The sequence below is a fragment of the Tenacibaculum sp. AHE14PA genome (assembly GCF_019278465.1).
Taxonomy (GTDB): Bacteria; Bacteroidota; Bacteroidia; order Flavobacteriales; family Flavobacteriaceae; genus Polaribacter; species Polaribacter bernardetii.
Genome location: NZ_CP058983.1, coordinates 2,788,070 through 2,805,237, shown reverse-complemented (window position 1 = coordinate 2,805,237; position 17,168 = coordinate 2,788,070). Strand labels below are relative to the sequence as shown.

The 17,168-nt window shown below is 31.6% G+C and carries 15 protein-coding genes and 1 pseudogene; 10 read left to right on the top strand and 6 right to left on the bottom strand.

Features of this window, described 5'->3' with window-relative positions:
• Positions 1 to 656: 656 nt before the first annotated feature.
• The 6 genes from thrS (at position 657) to H0I30_RS12910 (ending at position 5,591) form a co-directional block, all read left to right on the top strand.
• The gene (gene thrS / locus H0I30_RS12935; protein ID WP_218772270.1) at positions 657 to 2,603 is read left to right on the top strand and encodes a threonine--tRNA ligase; all 1,947 of its coding nucleotides are present in this window, start codon (positions 657 to 659) and stop codon (positions 2,601 to 2,603) included.
• Between the two features lie 72 nt (positions 2,604 to 2,675).
• Positions 2,676 to 3,194, top strand: a complete 519-nt coding sequence (infC, locus tag H0I30_RS12930; RefSeq protein WP_255555931.1) for a translation initiation factor IF-3 — start codon at positions 2,676 to 2,678, stop codon at positions 3,192 to 3,194.
• Between the two features lie 48 nt (positions 3,195 to 3,242).
• Positions 3,243 to 3,440, top strand: coding sequence for a 50S ribosomal protein L35 (rpmI, locus tag H0I30_RS12925; RefSeq protein ID WP_028887164.1), 198 nt, complete (start codon positions 3,243 to 3,245; stop codon positions 3,438 to 3,440).
• Positions 3,441 to 3,545: 105 nt separating this feature from the next.
• On the top strand, positions 3,546 to 3,890 hold the full coding sequence (gene rplT / locus H0I30_RS12920) for a 50S ribosomal protein L20 (protein WP_218772269.1): 345 nt from the start codon (positions 3,546 to 3,548) through the stop codon (positions 3,888 to 3,890).
• 93 nt (positions 3,891 to 3,983) lie between these two features.
• Positions 3,984 to 4,583 carry a hypothetical protein gene (locus tag H0I30_RS12915; protein ID WP_218772268.1) on the top strand — a complete coding sequence of 200 codons (600 nt, stop codon included), beginning with the start codon at positions 3,984 to 3,986 and terminating at the stop codon, positions 4,581 to 4,583.
• A 126-nt stretch (positions 4,584 to 4,709) separates the two neighbouring features.
• Positions 4,710 to 5,591, top strand: a complete 882-nt coding sequence (locus H0I30_RS12910; RefSeq protein WP_218772267.1) for a DUF4238 domain-containing protein — start codon at positions 4,710 to 4,712, stop codon at positions 5,589 to 5,591.
• 88 nt (positions 5,592 to 5,679) lie between these two features.
• Here the strand turns inward: H0I30_RS12910 and H0I30_RS12905 are convergent, their stop codons facing one another.
• Positions 5,680 to 7,356 (bottom strand): formate--tetrahydrofolate ligase, encoded by a 1,677-nt coding sequence (locus H0I30_RS12905; RefSeq protein ID WP_218772266.1) that lies wholly within the window; start codon positions 7,354 to 7,356, stop codon positions 5,680 to 5,682.
• A gap of 207 nt (positions 7,357 to 7,563) precedes the next feature.
• On the opposite strand from H0I30_RS12905, the gene secDF reads away from it, so the two are divergent.
• The 4 genes from secDF (at position 7,564) to H0I30_RS12885 (ending at position 13,618) form a co-directional block, all read left to right on the top strand.
• A complete protein-coding gene (secDF, locus tag H0I30_RS12900) occupies positions 7,564 to 10,542 on the top strand; it encodes a protein translocase subunit SecDF (RefSeq protein ID WP_218772265.1) in 2,979 nt (992 codons plus the stop codon).
• 87 nt (positions 10,543 to 10,629) lie between these two features.
• The gene (locus H0I30_RS12895) at positions 10,630 to 11,748 is read left to right on the top strand and encodes an adenylate kinase (protein WP_218772264.1); all 1,119 of its coding nucleotides are present in this window, start codon (positions 10,630 to 10,632) and stop codon (positions 11,746 to 11,748) included.
• 125 nt (positions 11,749 to 11,873) lie between these two features.
• On the top strand, positions 11,874 to 12,863 hold the full coding sequence (gene obgE, locus H0I30_RS12890) for a GTPase ObgE (protein WP_218772263.1): 990 nt from the start codon (positions 11,874 to 11,876) through the stop codon (positions 12,861 to 12,863).
• A 125-nt stretch (positions 12,864 to 12,988) separates the two neighbouring features.
• Entirely contained in the window at positions 12,989 to 13,618 is a 630-nt protein-coding gene (locus H0I30_RS12885) for a hypothetical protein (protein ID WP_218772262.1), read from the top strand.
• 20 nt (positions 13,619 to 13,638) lie between these two features.
• On the opposite strand, the pseudogene H0I30_RS13105 reads toward H0I30_RS12885, so the two are convergent.
• The 5 genes and pseudogenes from H0I30_RS13105 to surE all read right to left on the bottom strand — a co-directional run bounded on the left by H0I30_RS13105 (position 13,639) and on the right by surE (position 16,874).
• A pseudogene (locus H0I30_RS13105) lies at positions 13,639 to 13,940 on the bottom strand (C40 family peptidase).
• A gap of 171 nt (positions 13,941 to 14,111) precedes the next feature.
• Positions 14,112 to 14,627, bottom strand: a complete 516-nt coding sequence (locus H0I30_RS12870; protein ID WP_218772260.1) for a C40 family peptidase — start codon at positions 14,625 to 14,627, stop codon at positions 14,112 to 14,114.
• Positions 14,628 to 14,706: 79 nt separating this feature from the next.
• On the bottom strand, positions 14,707 to 15,816 hold the full coding sequence (gene lpxB / locus H0I30_RS12865; RefSeq protein WP_218772259.1) for a lipid-A-disaccharide synthase: 1,110 nt from the start codon (positions 15,814 to 15,816) through the stop codon (positions 14,707 to 14,709).
• Between the two features lie 12 nt (positions 15,817 to 15,828).
• Entirely contained in the window at positions 15,829 to 16,116 is a 288-nt protein-coding gene (locus tag H0I30_RS12860) for a hypothetical protein (RefSeq protein ID WP_218772258.1), read from the bottom strand.
• A complete protein-coding gene (gene surE, locus H0I30_RS12855; protein ID WP_218772257.1) occupies positions 16,104 to 16,874 on the bottom strand; it encodes a 5'/3'-nucleotidase SurE in 771 nt (256 codons plus the stop codon). Before surE ends, H0I30_RS12860 begins: the two co-directional genes overlap by 13 nt.
• Between the last annotated feature and the right edge of the window lie 294 nt (positions 16,875 to 17,168).

Sequence of the window (17,168 nt, the reverse complement as noted above, 5' to 3'; positions counted from 1 at the left end):
TCGAACTAACTGATTTTTACTTAATAAATCATTCCAAAATTTCTCTGATCGTTTCGCTTTCTTAAAGCGGTTGCAAATCTATAAACTTTTCCAAAACTGACAAAACTTTTTGAAGCTTTTTTTAAGTTTATTTTTACAACATTTTAATGAACTACTTACCTTAAATCGGACTGCAAAAATACTCTCTTCAATCTGTACTAAACAAGTAATATTTAACTTATTTTTTACACTTTATTAAAACTATCTTAACCAGTATTTTTTATGACCTTTTAAAGCATCTCACTCATGCTCTGTAGCACTCGTTTTTCCCTTAGCGGGTGCAAATATAGATTCCTTTTTCAACATAACAACTACCTTTTTATCCTTTTCTTTTAAGTATTTTTTTTACCCTGTTCCTTAAACACTTAACTCTAATATTAATCCCATATTTTAGTAGTGTACTATTGATTTGATTTTCGCGTGAGGGATTGAACGACTTGTTTGAGCTCTTTTTACCTTTTTTGGTAAAAAAGCGAGTAGTGAAAGCCCGACAATTTTATAGAAATTGACACGCCATAAAAATAGCACTCATATATATTGTATTAAAAATGGTTTTGCAATATCTTTGTCTTTTGAAAATTCTCACTTGTAAGGGAATTAAACATAACCTATATATAATGATTAAAATTACTTTACCTGACGGAAGCGTCAAAGAATTTGAAACAAACAGCACATCAATGGATGTTGCTAAAAGTATAAGTGAAGGGTTTGCTAGAAATGTTATTTCTGCAAATTTTAATGGTACCACTTTCGAAACCTCCACTCCGCTTACGACAGATGGTTCTTTAATACTATATACCTTTAATGACGAAGGTGGTAAGAAGGCTTTTTGGCATTCTTCTGCGCACGTGTTAGCTCAGGCTATCCTAGAGTTTCACCCAAATGCTAAATTAACAATAGGACCAGCAATTGATAATGGTTTTTATTATGACGTTGATTTAGGAGAGGGAACTATTTCTGATAAGGATTTCTCTGCTATTGAAAAAAAGTTTTTAGAATTTGCTAGAGGAAAGCATGAGTTTAAATTACGTTCTATTTCTAAAGCAGATGCCCTAGCCTACTATAAAGAAGAAGGAAATGAATATAAAGTTGAATTAATTGAAAATTTAACTGACGGTGACATTACTTTTTGTGACCATAGTGATTTCACTGATTTATGTAGAGGTGGACATGTTCCTAACACAGGAATACTAAAAGCCATTAAAGTGATGAGTGTTGCTGGTGCTTATTGGAGAGGTGATGAAAAAAACAAGCAATTAACTCGTATATATGGGATCTCTTTTCCGAAACAAAAAATGCTTACGGAGTATTTAGAGATATTGGAAGAGGCTAAAAAACGTGATCATAGAAAACTAGGTAAAGAATTAGAGTTATTTACGTTCTCTCAGAAAGTAGGAGCTGGTTTACCTTTGTGGTTACCTAAAGGAGCTGCTTTACGAAATCGCTTAGAAGAGTTTTTAAAGAAGGCTCAAAAGAAAGCTGGTTACGAAATGGTAATGACTCCGCATATCGGACAAAAAGAACTATATGTTACTTCTGGTCATTATGCTAAATATGGTGAAGATAGTTTTCAGCCTATAAAAACTCCTAAAATGGATGAAGAGTTTTTATTAAAGCCTATGAATTGCCCACATCACTGTGAAGTTTACAACTTTAAACCTCATTCTTATAAAGATTTACCAAAACGTTTTGCTGAATTCGGAACTGTTTACAGGTACGAACAAAGTGGAGAATTACATGGATTAACCCGTGTAAGAGGTTTTACACAGGATGATGCTCATATTTTTTGTACACCAGATCAATTAGATCAAGAATTTAAAGATGTAATTGATTTAGTACTTTATGTATTTAAATCTTTAGGTTTTGAGGACTTTACCGCGCAGGTTTCTATAAGAGACATGTCGAATCCTGATAAATATATAGGTGATGTTAAAACATGGGAACTAGCTGAACAAGCAATTATAAATGCAGCAACAGATAAAGGTTTAGATTTTGTTATTGAAGAAGGTGAAGCTGCCTTTTACGGTCCGAAATTAGACTTTATGGTAAAAGATGCTTTAGGTAGAAGTTGGCAACTTGGAACTATTCAGGTTGATTATAATTTACCAGAACGTTTTGACTTAAACTACAAAGGAAGTGACAACGAATTACATCGTCCGGTGATGATTCACCGCGCACCTTTTGGCTCGATGGAACGATTTATTGCTGTGTTATTAGAGCATACAGGGGGTAATTTTCCTCTTTGGTTAACGCCAGAGCAGGTTATTATACTGCCAATCAGTGAGAAATATCAAAAATATACTAAAAAAGTTTTAACTTTGTTAGAAAATTCCGAAATTCGCGCCCTGGTAGATAACCGAAGTGAGAAAACTGGAAGAAAGATTCGTGACGCTGAAGTAAGCAAAATTCCGTTTATGGTAATTGTTGGTGAAAAGGAAGAACAAGATGGCACGGTATCTGTAAGAAAACACGGAGAAGGAGATATAGGAACATTTACAATAGAAGAATTTATATCTCTAATACAAAAAGAAGTTAGTGAAGTATTGGTTCCTTTTGGAAACTAAAAAATAAATAATAATTTAAATATATAGGTCATAGCAATTAGAAGAAGAGGCGGACGTAGACCGCTCAGAGTAATCAAAGAAGATCAACATAGAATTAATGATAAAATTAAATATGTTGAGGAAGTTCGTCTTGTTGGCGAAAACATCGAAGTTGGTGTTTATGCTTTGGAAAAAGCCAAAGAAATAGCACGTGAGCAAGAGTTAGATTTAGTTGAAATTTCACCTAAAGCCGTACCTCCTGTTTGTAAAGTTATTGATTATAAAAAGTTTTTATACGAACAGAAAAAACGTGATAAAGCTTTAAAATCAAAAGCAACTAAAGTTATTGTAAAAGAGATTCGTTTCGGACCTCAAACTGATGAGCATGATTATGAGTTTAAAAAGAAACATGCAATTAAGTTTTTACAAGACGGTGCAAAGTTGAAAGCATTTGTTTTCTTCAAAGGACGTTCGATTGTTTTTAAAGAACAAGGGCAAATTTTATTATTAAAATTAGCTCAAGAATTAGAAGATTACGGTAAGGTAGAGCAAATGCCTAAGTTAGAAGGAAAACGTATGATTATGTTTATAGCTCCTAAAAAGAGTAAGTAAACTAAAAATCGTTCATAATATATAAGCAAGATAAACTAAAAAACAAAGATGCCTAAAATTAAAACAAAGTCTAGTGCCAAGAAACGTTTCAAGATAACTGGTTCTGGAAAGATCAAAAGAAAGCACGCGTTTAAAAGTCATATCTTAACAAAGAAGTCTAAAAAACGTAAGCTTGCTTTAAGACACGCAACATTAGTACACAAGTCTGATGTAGCAAACATTAAGCAACAATTAGTTTTAAAATAATATTTTAAACTAATCTGTTAGCCAGGGAATTTAATTATTAACCATGGAGTTAGGCCCAATTAAGTATCGATATTCGATCGCCTACTACAAAAAACCATTTGAATTATGCCAAGATCAGTAAATTCAGTAGCCTCAAGAAAAAGAAGAAAAAAAATCTTGAAGGCAGCAAAAGGTTACTTTGGAAGACGTAAAAACGTTTACACAGTAGCAAAGAATGCGGTAGAAAAAGCGATGACATATGCTTATCGTGACCGTAAAAACAATAAGAGAAACTTCCGTTCATTATGGATTCAGCGTATTAACGCAGGAGCTCGTCAGTATGGAATGTCTTACTCTCAGTTTATGGGGAAAGTTAAAGCTAATAGTATCGAATTAAACCGTAAGGTTTTAGCCGATTTAGCTATGAACAACCCAGAAGCTTTTAAGGCCATTGTAGAAAAAGTAAAATAAGTTTCATATACTTGCTTATACTAAAAACCCAAACTTAAACGTTTGGGTTTTTTTAAACCTATTATATTCAATATTTACATAAAATTCTCATCTATGAAAACTTTAAGAATTCTATTTTTAATTATCATAACACAAAACATTGCGGCACAAGGTCGTTTATCTAAAAGTCAAGTAGATTCTTTGCCTAATACTATAGAAAATCAGTTTACAAAAATTTACAGATTATCTAACAATTGGCAAGAGTACAAAATGATTAAAAGAACTCAATTTATGAGTTTTCAAAAAAACATACTTGATAGTGTTTCTGCTATAAAGAAAGATGTAATTACAAAGCAGCTTAAAATAAACGAACAATTAAAAAACTCTAATTCTTTAAAAGAAGAAATTACAACATTAAAAGGTAATTTATCTGTATCTCTTGAAAAAGAAGATGCTATTTCTTTTTTAGGAATACCTTTAAATAAAGCAACCTATAATACTATTCTTTGGAGTATTATTGGTGGTTTACTTATTGGATTGGCTTTTTTTATTTTTAAGTTTAACGGAAGCTACTCTATTACAAAAGAAACAAAAGATTTATTAGTTGATGTTGAGCATGAATTTGAACAGTACAAAAGAAGCTCTATTAGTAAAGAACAAAAATTAAGACGTCAGTTACAAGATGAAATTAACAAACAACGTGGTGTGAATTAATTTTTTAACCCGATATAAAACAACAAACCCCGAGTTAAATAACTCGGGGTTTGTTGTTTTATATTTACATCTAGCTAAAATTACATTAAAACATGTATTTTATAAAACTATTTTAAAGTAATACAAATGACAGATATAAAAAGAAAACATCATTATGTTTGGAAAGAGTATTTAAGAGCCTGGGCAACGAAAGATGATTTAATTTATACTTATTTTAAAAGAAACAATAAAGTTGCTAAACCAAATTTAAAAAAAATAGCTCAAGAGCTTTACTACTATTCTTCAGAAGAATTTACTAAAAAAGAAAAAAAAGACTTAATAAGAATTACACATCAAATATCAGATGAATATTCTTTAGAAGTTAATATTAGTATTCTTTCAGCTTTTAATATCTATTCAGACATTAAAAGAAATAACACTAATATAAAAGAAGAAGAACTAAAAATTATTAAAAACAATTTTATTGAAGACATTCACTCAGACTTTGAAAATTATGGAAAAAAAATAATTAATGTTAAAAGGTTGGAGGATTTGTTCTTTTTAAAAAACAAAAAAGAGCTTTTAAAAGTAATGATTTACTTGTGCATCCAACATAACAGAACGAAAGAGATGAAAAACCGTTTTGAAAAAACTTCTTTACCTAATAAATACAGCAATGTAATTTCAATGATTTTCGCAATTCAAATGGCTAATAAATTAGTATTCGAGAAAAAATTAAACTTTAAACTTCTAATAAATAAATCTGACATTGATTTTATTACAAGTGATCAGCCAATAATAAATCTAATTGATGAAAAAGAAGATGGATCTGTAGATAACCTACTCTATTATTACCCTATAAGCCCTGGTCTTTCTATTCAAATAGATTATGAAATTAGTAATTCAGTATTTGAATCCATAAGCATTGATGAATCTAGAGTTAAGTATTTAAATGCAAAAATTTATCAGGGCTCAAACAACTTTATTTTTAGCAACTCTAAAGAGCAGCTATCTAAATACATAAACTAAACGTAACAATATATTAGTACGAGACAAAAGGCTTAACAAACCCCGAGTTAAATAACTCGGGGTTTGTTGTTTTTAATTGAGGCTTATTTTATGACAACCCAGAAATTACGCCATTACTATCGATACTCATATTCTCCGAAGCTGGTGTTGCCGGTAAACCTGGCATACGCATCATTTTACCTAAAATAGGAATTACAAATTGTGCCCCTGCTGCAATCTCTATTTCACGAACATTAATGGTAAAACCCTCTGGTCTTCCTATCAACTTATCATCATCAGAAAAAGATTTTTGGGTTTTTGCCATACAAACCGCAAAATCATTAAACCCTAATCTATCAATTCTTCTTAAATTCAATTCTGCTTTTTTATCATAAGTAACAGCATCTGCACCATAAATTTCTTTTGCAATCTTTTCTATTTTATCTTTTACAGGACTTTTCCAATCATATAAAGGTTTAAATTGTGTTGCTCTATTTTCAACCACATTAACCACTGCTTTTGCTAAGTTTTTGGTTCCTTCTCCTCCTTTTTCCCAACCTTCTGAAACTACAGCTTCAACACCTAGTTTTTTACAAGCAGCAATTACAAAACTAACCTCTTCATCAGAGTCAGAAATAAATGAATTGATTGCAACTACTGGCTCGATATTGAACTTGCGAATATTTTCTATATGTTTTTCAAGATTTTTAAACCCGTCTTTAACTTTCTCCAAGTTAAAAGTATTATATTCTTCTTTCTTAGCTCCACCATGATGGCGCAATGCTCTAATAGTTGCAACCAACACAACACACTTCGGATTTAATCCTGCGTATGCAGATTTAATATTTAAAAACTTCTCTGCTCCTAAATCGGCTCCAAAACCCGCTTCGGTAACCACATAATTAGACAATGACAATCCCATTTTAGTAGCAATAATTGTATTTGTTCCTTGTGCTATGTTTGCAAAAGGCCCTCCATGAATAATTGCAGGGTTCTCTTCTAGCGTTTGTACTAGGTTTGGTTTAATAGCATCTTTTAGTAAAATAGCCATGGCGTCTTGTGCATTTAAATCAGCAGCAAAAACAGGCTTTTTATCAAAAGTAAATCCGATAAATATATTACCTAATCGCTTTTTTAAATCATCAAAATTCATCGCCATACAAAGTATTGCCATTACTTCGGATGCTGGCGTAATATTAAAACCATCTTCACGAGGAATACCGTTTGCTGTTCCGCCTAAACCAATCGTAATTTGACGCAATGCACGATCGTTCATATCAATAACACGTTTCCATAAAATAGTACGCGGATCTATATTTAAATTATTCGTTTGGCTTTGTAAATTATTATCTATCAAAGCCGATAATAAATTATTTGCTTTTTCAATGGCGTTAAAATCACCCGTAAAATGCAAATTGATATCTTCCATTGGCACTACTTGTGAATAACCACCTCCGGCAGCACCACCTTTAATTCCGAATACCGGCCCTAACGAAGGCTCTCTTAAAACTACAATAGCTTGTTTACCTATCTTATTCAATCCTTCGGTTAACCCGATAGAAACTGTGGTTTTACCTTCTCCTGCAGGTGTAGGCGTTAAGGCAGTTACTAAAACTAAATTATTCTCTTTTATTTTATCTTCATCAATTAAATGTAAAGGCAATTTAGCCTTATATTTACCATACATTTCTAAATCATCTTCTTCTACTTTTAGCTTATTGGCTATATACTTAATATGTTGTAAATCTTTTGCTTGCGCTATCTCTATATCGCTTAAATGTGCCATAGCTTATTTTTTTATTTTTAGTTATTGATTATTTATAAATCGAGAAAGTAAATGTACATAATATAATCCCTACAAAAACTGACATTTATTAGCTTTATATAACTAAACTTGGTAGATTCAGATAAATATGATAAAAGAATTGGCAAATCTTTTTTGAAATACTATATTTGCACGTTTTAAAAAAGAACTCGAATTAAACTATTATAGATGCAGAACAAAGGTCTTATTAAATTATTTGCTGTCCTTTTCGGATTAGTAAGCTTGTACCAACTGTCGTTTACATTTTTTGCTAATAAAGTAGAAGATAGCGCTAAAGTATATGCAAAGGAAAACGTTAAAGATAACAACGGTAGAGAGTTAGCTAGATTTGAGAGAAAATATCTTGACAGTGTTGCTAACGATAAAATAGTAAATTTAGGCGTTGCTGAGTACTCTTATAACGACATTAAGGAGCGTGAAATGAACCTTGGTTTAGACTTAAAAGGAGGTATAAATGCTATTTTACAAGTATCTGTAAAAGATATTTTAGTTGCTTTAGCAAATAACTCTAATAACAGCGTTTTTAGAGAAGCTTTAGAAAAAGCTAACGAAGCTCAAAAAGCAAGTCAAGATAATTACTTAGATTTATTTTTTAGCGAATTCGAAACATTAAGTAACGGAACCGTTAAATTAAGTGACCCTGCAATATTCGGAACAAAGTCTTTACGTGAAAAAATCGACTTTAATAAAACGAATGCTGAAGTAAAAGTTGTTCTTCAAGAAGAAATTAATACATCTATCAATACTTCTTTTGAAGTACTACGTAGTCGTATTGATAAATTTGGGGTAACACAACCAAACATACAACGTATTGGTAACTCTGGTAGAATTCAAATTGAATTAGCAGGAGCTAAAGATATAGAACGTGTTACTAAATTAATTACAAGTACTGCTGAATTACAGTTTTGGGAAGTATATACCAATGCTGAAGTTCAAAACTTTTTCTTTGCTGCAAATGCAAAGGTTGCTGAAATCTTAAAAGATGATTCAACTACTGAAAAAGTTAAAGATTCTACAAAAACTGATGACATCGATGATTTATTAGGTGCATCTGCTGATTCAACTAAAGTTGACAATCAAAAAAACTTATTTACTTATTTATATCCTCGTGTAGCTCAAAATCAACAACAAATGAGCTCTTTAGTTGCAGAAGCTAGAGTACAAGATACAGCTAAAGTAAACAGTTTACTTGCTAATAAGAGTGTAAGAGCTTTGTTACCTACAAATTTAAAGTATGTTAAGTTCTTATGGGATTACAAAGCAAAAACAGGTGCTGATGGAACTTCTGAGATTATTGGTTTATATGCCATAAAATCTAACAGAAACGACAAACCAGCTATTGATGGGGATGTAATAGCTGACGCAAAACAAGATTATGATGAGCTAAGTAAGCCAGTTGTTTCAATGTTAATGAATGCTAGTGGTACCAAAAAATGGGCGAAAATGACTGGCGAAAATGTTGGTAAATTTGTAGCTGTTGTTTTAGATGATTATGTATATACTGCACCTGTTGTAAACGGTGTAATTCCTGGAGGAAGTACTCAGATTTCTGGAGGGACAATGAGTGTTACAGAAGCACAAGATATTTCTACAGTATTAAAAGCTGGTAAATTACCTGCTCCTGCAAGAATTATTCAAATGGAAGTTGTTGGTCCATCATTAGGTCAAGAATCTATTGATGCAAGTATCTGGTCATTCGGATTAGCAATCTTATTAATCTTAATATGGATGATTTTATATTATGGTAAAGCTGGTTTATATGCAAACATTGCTTTATTAGTAAACATCTTATTTATCTTCGGATGGTTGGTGTCGTTTAACGCGGTATTAACATTACCTGGTATTGCTGGTATTATCTTAACCATAGGTATGTCGGTAGATGCAAACGTAATTATTTTCGAAAGAATTAAAGAAGCCTTAAGAGGTGGTAAAAGTTTAGATACAGCAGTTAGTGAAGGATTTAGTTTTAAAGGAGCTTTATCTGCAATTATCGATGCAAACATTACCACTTTCTTAACAGGTCTTATCTTATTTATATTTGGTACAGGACCAATTAAAGGTTTTGCTTATACTTTAATGTTAGGTATTGCAACTTCATTATTTACTGCAATTTTTATTACTCGTTTATTAATAGACGGATCAGTAAATAAAAAAGCAAACTTAACTTTTAATACAAATATTTCTAAAAACTGGTTTAACAATATCAATATCGAATTCTTAAAGAAACGTAAGTTAGCTTACATCATTTCAGGATTCTTTATTCTTGCTGGTTTAGTTTCTATTTTTACTTTAGGATTAAAACAAGGAGTAGATTTTAAAGGAGGTCGTTCTTATGTTGTTCGTTTCGATCAGCCAATGAACGCTACTGAAGTTGCTGCTTCTTTACAAGGTGCTTTTGAAGCTGCTCCTGAGGTTAAAACTTACGGTTCAGATAATCAATTAAAAATAACTACAGCTTTTAAAATTGATGAAGAAGGTACTGAGGTTGATGAACAAGTTCAGAATGCTTTATACAGCGGATTAAAATCTTATTTAGGTACAACTTCTTACGAAGACTTTAAACCTGGATTCGAAAAAGCTGGTAGCGGAATTATGAGCTACATGAAAGTAGAGCCAACCATTGCTGATGATATTAAAAAATCTGCATTATGGGCGGTAATCGGTTCATTACTTGTAGTATTCTTATATATCTTATTACGTTTTAGAAAAATGTCTTACTCTATTGGTGCAGTAGCAGCAGTATTTCACGATGTATTAGTGGTATTAGGAGTATTTTCTATCTGTTACAAATTCATGCCTTTTGATATGGAAATCGGACAATCTTTTATCGCAGCTATCTTAACAGTTGTTGGATACTCATTAAATGATACCGTGGTAATTTTCGATAGAATTAGAGAATATGCAGGCGAAAGCAAAACATTTACTGCTGGTTTAGTAGACAAAGCATTAAGTAGCACTTTAGGAAGAACAATAAATACCTCTTTAACTACATTATTAGTAATGTTAGCTATCTTTTTCTTCGGAGGAGATTCTATTAAAGGATTTATGTTCGCATTAATAGTAGGTGTAGTTGTAGGTACGTATTCATCATTATTCGTAGCAACACCAATTATGTTTGATGCTTCTAAAAAAGAAGACAAAGAGTAACATTCTTATATAGATTACAAAAACCGTTTTGAATATTATTCAAAACGGTTTTTTCATTTACAATCAAGCAACTATCTTTGCAGTCTGATGAAAATTACAAAACTCCACGATTTATACTTTAAAGAATTCATTTCTTCAAATGAAATCTCAACGATTGCTAAAAAATTAGCACAACAAGTAAGGGCAGATTTACCTGAAGATGAAGTGCCACTATTTATTGGTATTTTAAACGGATGCTTTGTTTTTACTGCCGATTTTTTACGTGCATACAAAGGCGATTGTGAAATTAGTTTTGTAAAATTAGCTTCTTATGCAGGAACAACATCAACAGATGATGTAAAAAAACTAATCGGTATTAATGAAGATATAACGAACCGTACGGTTATTATATTAGAAGATATTATTGATACTGGCGCAACATTACAGGAGATTTACGAAATCTTCAAAACAAAAAACATAAAAGAATTAAAAATAGTAACACTTTTTTACAAGCCAGATGTATATCGAAAAGAGTTGCCTATAAATTATATCGGAAAGAGTATTGAAGATAAATTTATTGTAGGTTACGGATTAGATTACAAAGGCTATGGTAGAAACTTGCCTGCTATTTACCAATTAACAACACAACCTAAAATGAAAAACATCGTATTATTTGGCCCTCCAGGTGCCGGAAAAGGAACACAAGCCGATTTATTAAAAGAAAAATATAATTTAGTTCATATTTCTACTGGTGATGTTTTCCGTTTCAATATCAAAAATAAAACGGAACTAGGCTTACTTGCTAAAACGTATATGGATGACGGAAATTTAGTTCCGGATGAAGTAACCATTAATATGTTAAAAGCGGAAGTAGAAAGAAATGCAGATGCTAACGGATTTATCTTTGATGGTTTTCCTAGAACAGAATCACAAGCAGAGGCTTTAGACACTTTTTTAGGTGAAAAGAACGAAAGAATTAACGGTATGGTTGCTTTAGAAGTTTCTGAAGATTTATTAGTTGATCGCTTATTAGAAAGAGGCAAAACAAGTGGTAGAACTGATGATACTGATGAAAGTAAAATTAGAAATCGTTTTAACGAATACAATACAAAAACAGCTATTTTAAAAGACTATTACCAAGAACAAGGTAATTATTACGGGGTAAACGGAGTAGGTTCTATTGAGGAGATTACACAACGTTTATCAACCGTGTTTGATACATTATAAGACTCACGTCATTCCGAATGAAATGAAGGAATCTTTAAATAGATTGCTTCAAAATTAACATTTATAGGATAGACGTCAATTAACTTAGTTCTGTTTAAATAAAAACAGAAAACAACTTAGAAACAATGACTGAAGGAAATTTTGTTGACTATATAAAAATCTACGCATCTTCTGGTAAAGGAGGTCGAGGATCAGTACACTTACATCGTGAGAAATTTATTACTAAAGGTGGACCTGATGGAGGTGACGGTGGTCGTGGAGGTCACATTATTTTACGTGGCGATAAAAGTATGTGGACACTTTTTTACTTAAAATTTAAACGTCATTTTAGAGCAGAACCGGGTGGTGATGGTAGTGCGAGTCGAAGTACTGGGCATGATGCAAAAGACATTATTGTTCCTGTACCATTAGGAACTATTATTCGCGATGCCGATACTGACGAAATTTTATACGAAGTTACGCACCATGATCAAGATATTACATTATTAGAAGGTGGTAAAGGTGGTCGTGGAAACTGGCACTTTAAATCATCTACAAACCAAGCTCCGCGTTATGCACAACCTGGTATTGATGGTGTAGATGGATGGTTTCGAATAGAACTTAAATTATTAGCTGATGTTGGTTTAGTTGGTTTTCCTAATGCAGGTAAATCTACTTTATTATCAGTAATTACAGCAGCAAAGCCAAAAATTGCAGATTATGCTTTTACAACCCTTAAACCAAATTTAGGTATTGTAGAACACCGTAATCATAAAAGTTTTGTGGTAGCAGATATTCCTGGAATTATAGAAGGAGCGGCTGAAGGAAAAGGTTTAGGGCATTATTTTTTACGTCATATTGAGCGTAACTCAACCTTGCTTTTCTTAATTCCTGCGGATAGCGATGACATTAAAAAGGAATATGAAATTCTGTTAAACGAATTACGCAAACACAATCCTGAATTGTTAGACAAAGATCGTTTGTTAGCTATTTCTAAATCAGATATGTTAGATGACGAATTAAAAGAAGAAATTAAACAAGATTTACCAGAAGGTATTGATGCTTTGTTTATTTCCTCTGTAGCACAATTAGGACTACAAGAACTGAAGGATAAATTGTGGGATATATTAAATTAATATTCTTTCAATAATAAATTTTATAAAAAGCAACCTCAAATGAGGTTGCTTTTTTGTTTTGGCTTTAGGCTGGTTTTCGATAACTATACTATCCATGTCCTAAATGATTTTTCACAAGCTAATAAATGAAACTACAAGAATTAAATAATTGGTTGAAAGAACTAAAATTTATAATAATTGATTTAAACATCTCAATTAATAGCTCTAAATATTTAATTAAGGAAGAAGGCACTAAAACTGTAGAATCGATTAAAGAGCTCAGCTTTTTTAAGCACTATACTTATCAATTAAAATTTATAACTATTATTCAACTTTCCAAATTTTTTGGGAAGAGTAAAAATCAAAAAACCAACATAAACAAACTTTTAAATAAACTGAAAAACGAAGGATATGATACAGATTTAAACAATCTACTTTTAAAAAATTTGAATTCTAACAATGGATATAAGCATAAACAAGATATTATAAAATCTATTAATTTTTTAGAAAAAGAAATACAAAAATCAGAAGCAACTATAGCTAAATTGGTAGACTTAAGGGACAAGGTATATGCCCATAATCAACCAAACAAGGTACTTAAAGACGTATATTGGAATGAATTAGAATTGTTAATAATATTAGCTGCAAAATGTTATGATGAGGTATATAAAAATTTGCATCACATTGAAGTTAAATTTGAAAAAACATTACCTTGGGAAGTGAAAAGAATCATTGTAGGCTTAGCTTATTACAAAGACTTTTATAATAATAACTAACAATTTCTAAATAATATAAACTACAATACTCGTGTCGCTTTTACAAACTCATTTTCCCAATAAGTTTCCTTCATTGAAGAAGTGATTACGCCTTTTGATGTGGTAGAATGCATAAAAAATATTTCATCATTCTCTATTAAAGTTACCAAACCAACATGGTTTATTTTGCCTTTTAAACGAGCTATATCAAAAAAAGTAAATCCCCCACTCTAACATCAATTAAAGCAATTTCTTTCCCTTTAACACTCATCGCTTTTGATGAACGTGGTAATTGAATACCTACTTGTTTAAACGATGTATTTACAAGCCCCGAACAATCCATTCCGTTTTTAGTTGTTCCACCTGCTTTGTAAGAAACACCCGTATACGAATTGGCTATTTCTAGTAATTTATTAATTTTAGTATTTGCTATTTTATCGTTTCCTTGAATCGAAAACCTAAAAATAATAAACACCATAATCACAATAAATAAAAGCAGGTTTTTGTTCATTTCTTATAAAATTCTTTTTGCCTTTATAAATGCTTTTTTCCAGTAATCATTATACAACGAAGTAACAAGAACTCCACGAGAAGTTGTTGAGTGTATAAACTTAATATTACCGTTTTCTATGGATGTTACCAAACCAACGTGATTAACTTTACCTCTTTTTCTAGAAGTTTTAAAGAATAATAAATCTCCTCGTTTTACATTACGTAAAGAAATATCACGGCTTTTAGTGTACATTTCACGAGATGTTCTTGGTACGGTAACATTACGTTGTTTGAAAGACGTATAGATTAAACCAGAACAATCCATACCTCTTCTGGTCATTCCTCCATACTTATAACGAACCCCTTTATATGTTACCGCTGTCCAAACTACTTTATCTGCAATTGTTGGGTTGTTTATTGAACTAGCTGATTTATTCTTTACTTTTTTAGGTTTTTTATAAGTACTTATATTTTTTGATGATCCGCATGAAACCATTAAAAAAGAAAGTAGTATAATATAGATTGTTTTTTTTATCATATTATTATCAAATCGAGCGCAGCCGAAAGTTAATTCTACCTATTTTTATATCTCTCGACTGCGCTCGAGAAGACATACATTATTGCAATCCACTTACAATTAATTTCGCTGTTTTTTCAGAGGCTCCTTTACCTCCTAGTTTTTGTTCTAAATCGAAATACGACAAAAACAATTCTTCTCGGTGTTTTGGTTCTAAAATATGCTTTAGTTCCTTTGCTAGATTCTTTTTGGTAAAATCATTCTGAATCAATTCAGTCACCACCTCTTTATCCATAATTAAATTCACCAACGAAATGTATTTTAAAGTAATAATTCGTTTTGCTATTTGATATGAAATATTGCTTCCTTTATAACAAACTACTTGCGGCACTTTAAATAATGCTGTTTCTAAAGTTGCCGTTCCTGATGCTACTAAAGCTGCATGCGAAATACTTAATAAGTCGTATGTTTTATTGTTAATAAACTTAACGTTAGAATCTCTAATAAATTCTTTATAAAACTCATAAGGCTGACTCGGAGCTCCGGCAACCACAAATTGGTAATCAGAAAAATCATCCACTAAAGAAAGCATTACGGATAACATTTTTGTTATTTCTTGCTTTCTACTACCAGGTAACAAAACAATAATATCTTTGTTCCCTAAATTATGTTGCTCTCTAAAATTTTTTACGTTTACTTGTTTTCTACCTGCAATTCCGTCTATTAACGGATGCCCTACAAAATGCACATCGTAGTTATATTTTTGATAAAACTCCTTTTCAAACGGAAGGATAACAAACATAGCATCAACATCACGTTTTATATCTTTTACCCTGCCTGCTCTACTTGCCCAAACTTGTGGAGAAATGTAATAATTGGTTTTAAAACCCTGTTCTTTTGCCCATTTTGCTATCCGAAGATTAAAACCTGAATTATCTATTAAAATTAATACATCTGGCTTAAAATTGGCAATATCTTTTTTACAGAAAGACATCATGCCTAATATCGTTCGTAAATTTATTACTACTTCTAAAAACCCCATAAAAGCACGTTCTTTATAGTGCTTTACAAGCGTACCTCCTACTTCTTGCATTAAATCACCACCCCAAAAACGAATTTCTGCGGATGGATCTTCTTTTAATAAAGCTTTCATCAAGTTAGCGCCGTGTAAATCACCCGAAGCTTCACCTACAAGAATGTAATATTTCATGAATAGTAATTGTTATATAAGTTTTAAAACAAGGGTTATTAAGGCAACAACGATTGTTGTCATTAAAACTCCTCTTGCTCTATAATCTTGATTCTTTTTTAAAAACACCCAAAAAACAAATAAATTAGGAATTGCAGCCAATGCCAAAACAGGTCCTAAAACACCGCCTTCAATTACTTTTTTAAATGTTTCTGCCATTGTATCGAGCGAAATAAACTCTAAGTAAATAAAAAGTCCACACAAAGTTGCTCCTACAGATGTTAAAACGCCAATTATAACTTCTTTACTTATATGTCCCATGAGTTTAATTTTTGAATTGCATGATGTGCCGTCATATCAAAATGCACAGGAACCATTGAAATAAATCCGTTTTCTAACGCCCAAATATCTGTATCCTGTCCTTTATCTCTGTTTACAAACTCTCCAGACAACCAGTAATATTCTTTACCATACGGACTCTTACGCTTATCGAAATTTTCTTTCCAAAAACCATTTGCTTGGCGGCAAACACGTATTCCTTTAATATCATCTTCTTTTAACTTCGGAATATTTACATTTAACACCACGCCATCTGGCAAGCCGTTTAATAAAACATTCAGTACTATTTTTTCTATATATTTTTTAGCGGCTCTAAAATCGGCATGCCAATCAAAATCTAATAACGAAAAACCTATCGCAGGAATTCCTTCAATACCTGCTTCTACGGCAGCACTCATCGTACCAGAGTAAAGAACATTAATTGATGAATTTGCACCATGATTAATTCCTGAAACACATAAATCTGGCGTACGATTTAGAATCACATTTTTTGCCATTTTCACACAATCAGCCGGTGTACCAGAGCAACTGTATTCTATTTGTGGTCCGTCGTCAATTGTAATAGGATTACAGCGCAAAACATTGTCTACCGTAATTGCATGTCCCATTCCGCTTTGCGGACTATCGGGTGCCACAACAACTACGTCACCAATTTTATTCATTATTTCTATCAACATACGAATACCAGGTGCGGTAATTCCGTCGTCGTTTGTTACCAAGATTAAGGGTCTTTCTTGCATAGTGTGTTAGTTTTACAACAAATGTAACATAAAAAAAGCACTATTATTTAACATTTTTTAAAGACAGAATCCTTTATTTTATGCGTAAAATTGTAGTAATCAAACACAAACAACATGGTACGTTTTATTGTTTATTTAACTGTTTTTATTATTTCTATATTTTTTTCGATAATAATCACTTAAAAAACAGATATTAGTTATAATAGTTCCCTTTTTTATTCATAATTTTAAATTAACAAAAATATTAACGATACCTATTAAATCATTTTAAAAAAAATGCCTCACTTAAAAAGT

Bases quoted from the DNA above. Each gene is read 5' to 3' on its own strand.
- lpxB (WP_218772259.1), bottom strand. From the start codon at position 15,816: ATGAAATATTACATTCTTGTAGGTGAAGCTTCGGGTGATTTACACGGC.
- H0I30_RS12860 (WP_218772258.1), bottom strand. From the start codon at position 16,116: ATGGGACATATAAGTAAAGAAGTTATAATTGGCGTTTTAACATCTGTA.
- thrS (WP_218772270.1), top strand. From the start codon at position 657: ATGATTAAAATTACTTTACCTGACGGAAGCGTCAAAGAATTTGAAACA.
- H0I30_RS12895 (WP_218772264.1), top strand. From the start codon at position 10,630: ATGAAAATTACAAAACTCCACGATTTATACTTTAAAGAATTCATTTCT.
- surE (WP_218772257.1), bottom strand. From the start codon at position 16,874: ATGCAAGAAAGACCCTTAATCTTGGTAACAAACGACGACGGAATTACC.
- H0I30_RS12870 (WP_218772260.1), bottom strand. From the start codon at position 14,627: ATGATAAAAAAAACAATCTATATTATACTACTTTCTTTTTTAATGGTT.
- H0I30_RS12905 (WP_218772266.1), bottom strand. From the start codon at position 7,356: ATGGCACATTTAAGCGATATAGAGATAGCGCAAGCAAAAGATTTACAA.
- H0I30_RS12910 (WP_218772267.1), top strand. From the start codon at position 4,710: ATGACAGATATAAAAAGAAAACATCATTATGTTTGGAAAGAGTATTTA.
- rplT (WP_218772269.1), top strand. From the start codon at position 3,546: ATGCCAAGATCAGTAAATTCAGTAGCCTCAAGAAAAAGAAGAAAAAAA.
- H0I30_RS12915 (WP_218772268.1), top strand. From the start codon at position 3,984: ATGAAAACTTTAAGAATTCTATTTTTAATTATCATAACACAAAACATT.
- rpmI (WP_028887164.1), top strand. From the start codon at position 3,243: ATGCCTAAAATTAAAACAAAGTCTAGTGCCAAGAAACGTTTCAAGATA.
- obgE (WP_218772263.1), top strand. From the start codon at position 11,874: ATGACTGAAGGAAATTTTGTTGACTATATAAAAATCTACGCATCTTCT.
- secDF (WP_218772265.1), top strand. From the start codon at position 7,564: ATGCAGAACAAAGGTCTTATTAAATTATTTGCTGTCCTTTTCGGATTA.
- H0I30_RS12885 (WP_218772262.1), top strand. From the start codon at position 12,989: ATGAAACTACAAGAATTAAATAATTGGTTGAAAGAACTAAAATTTATA.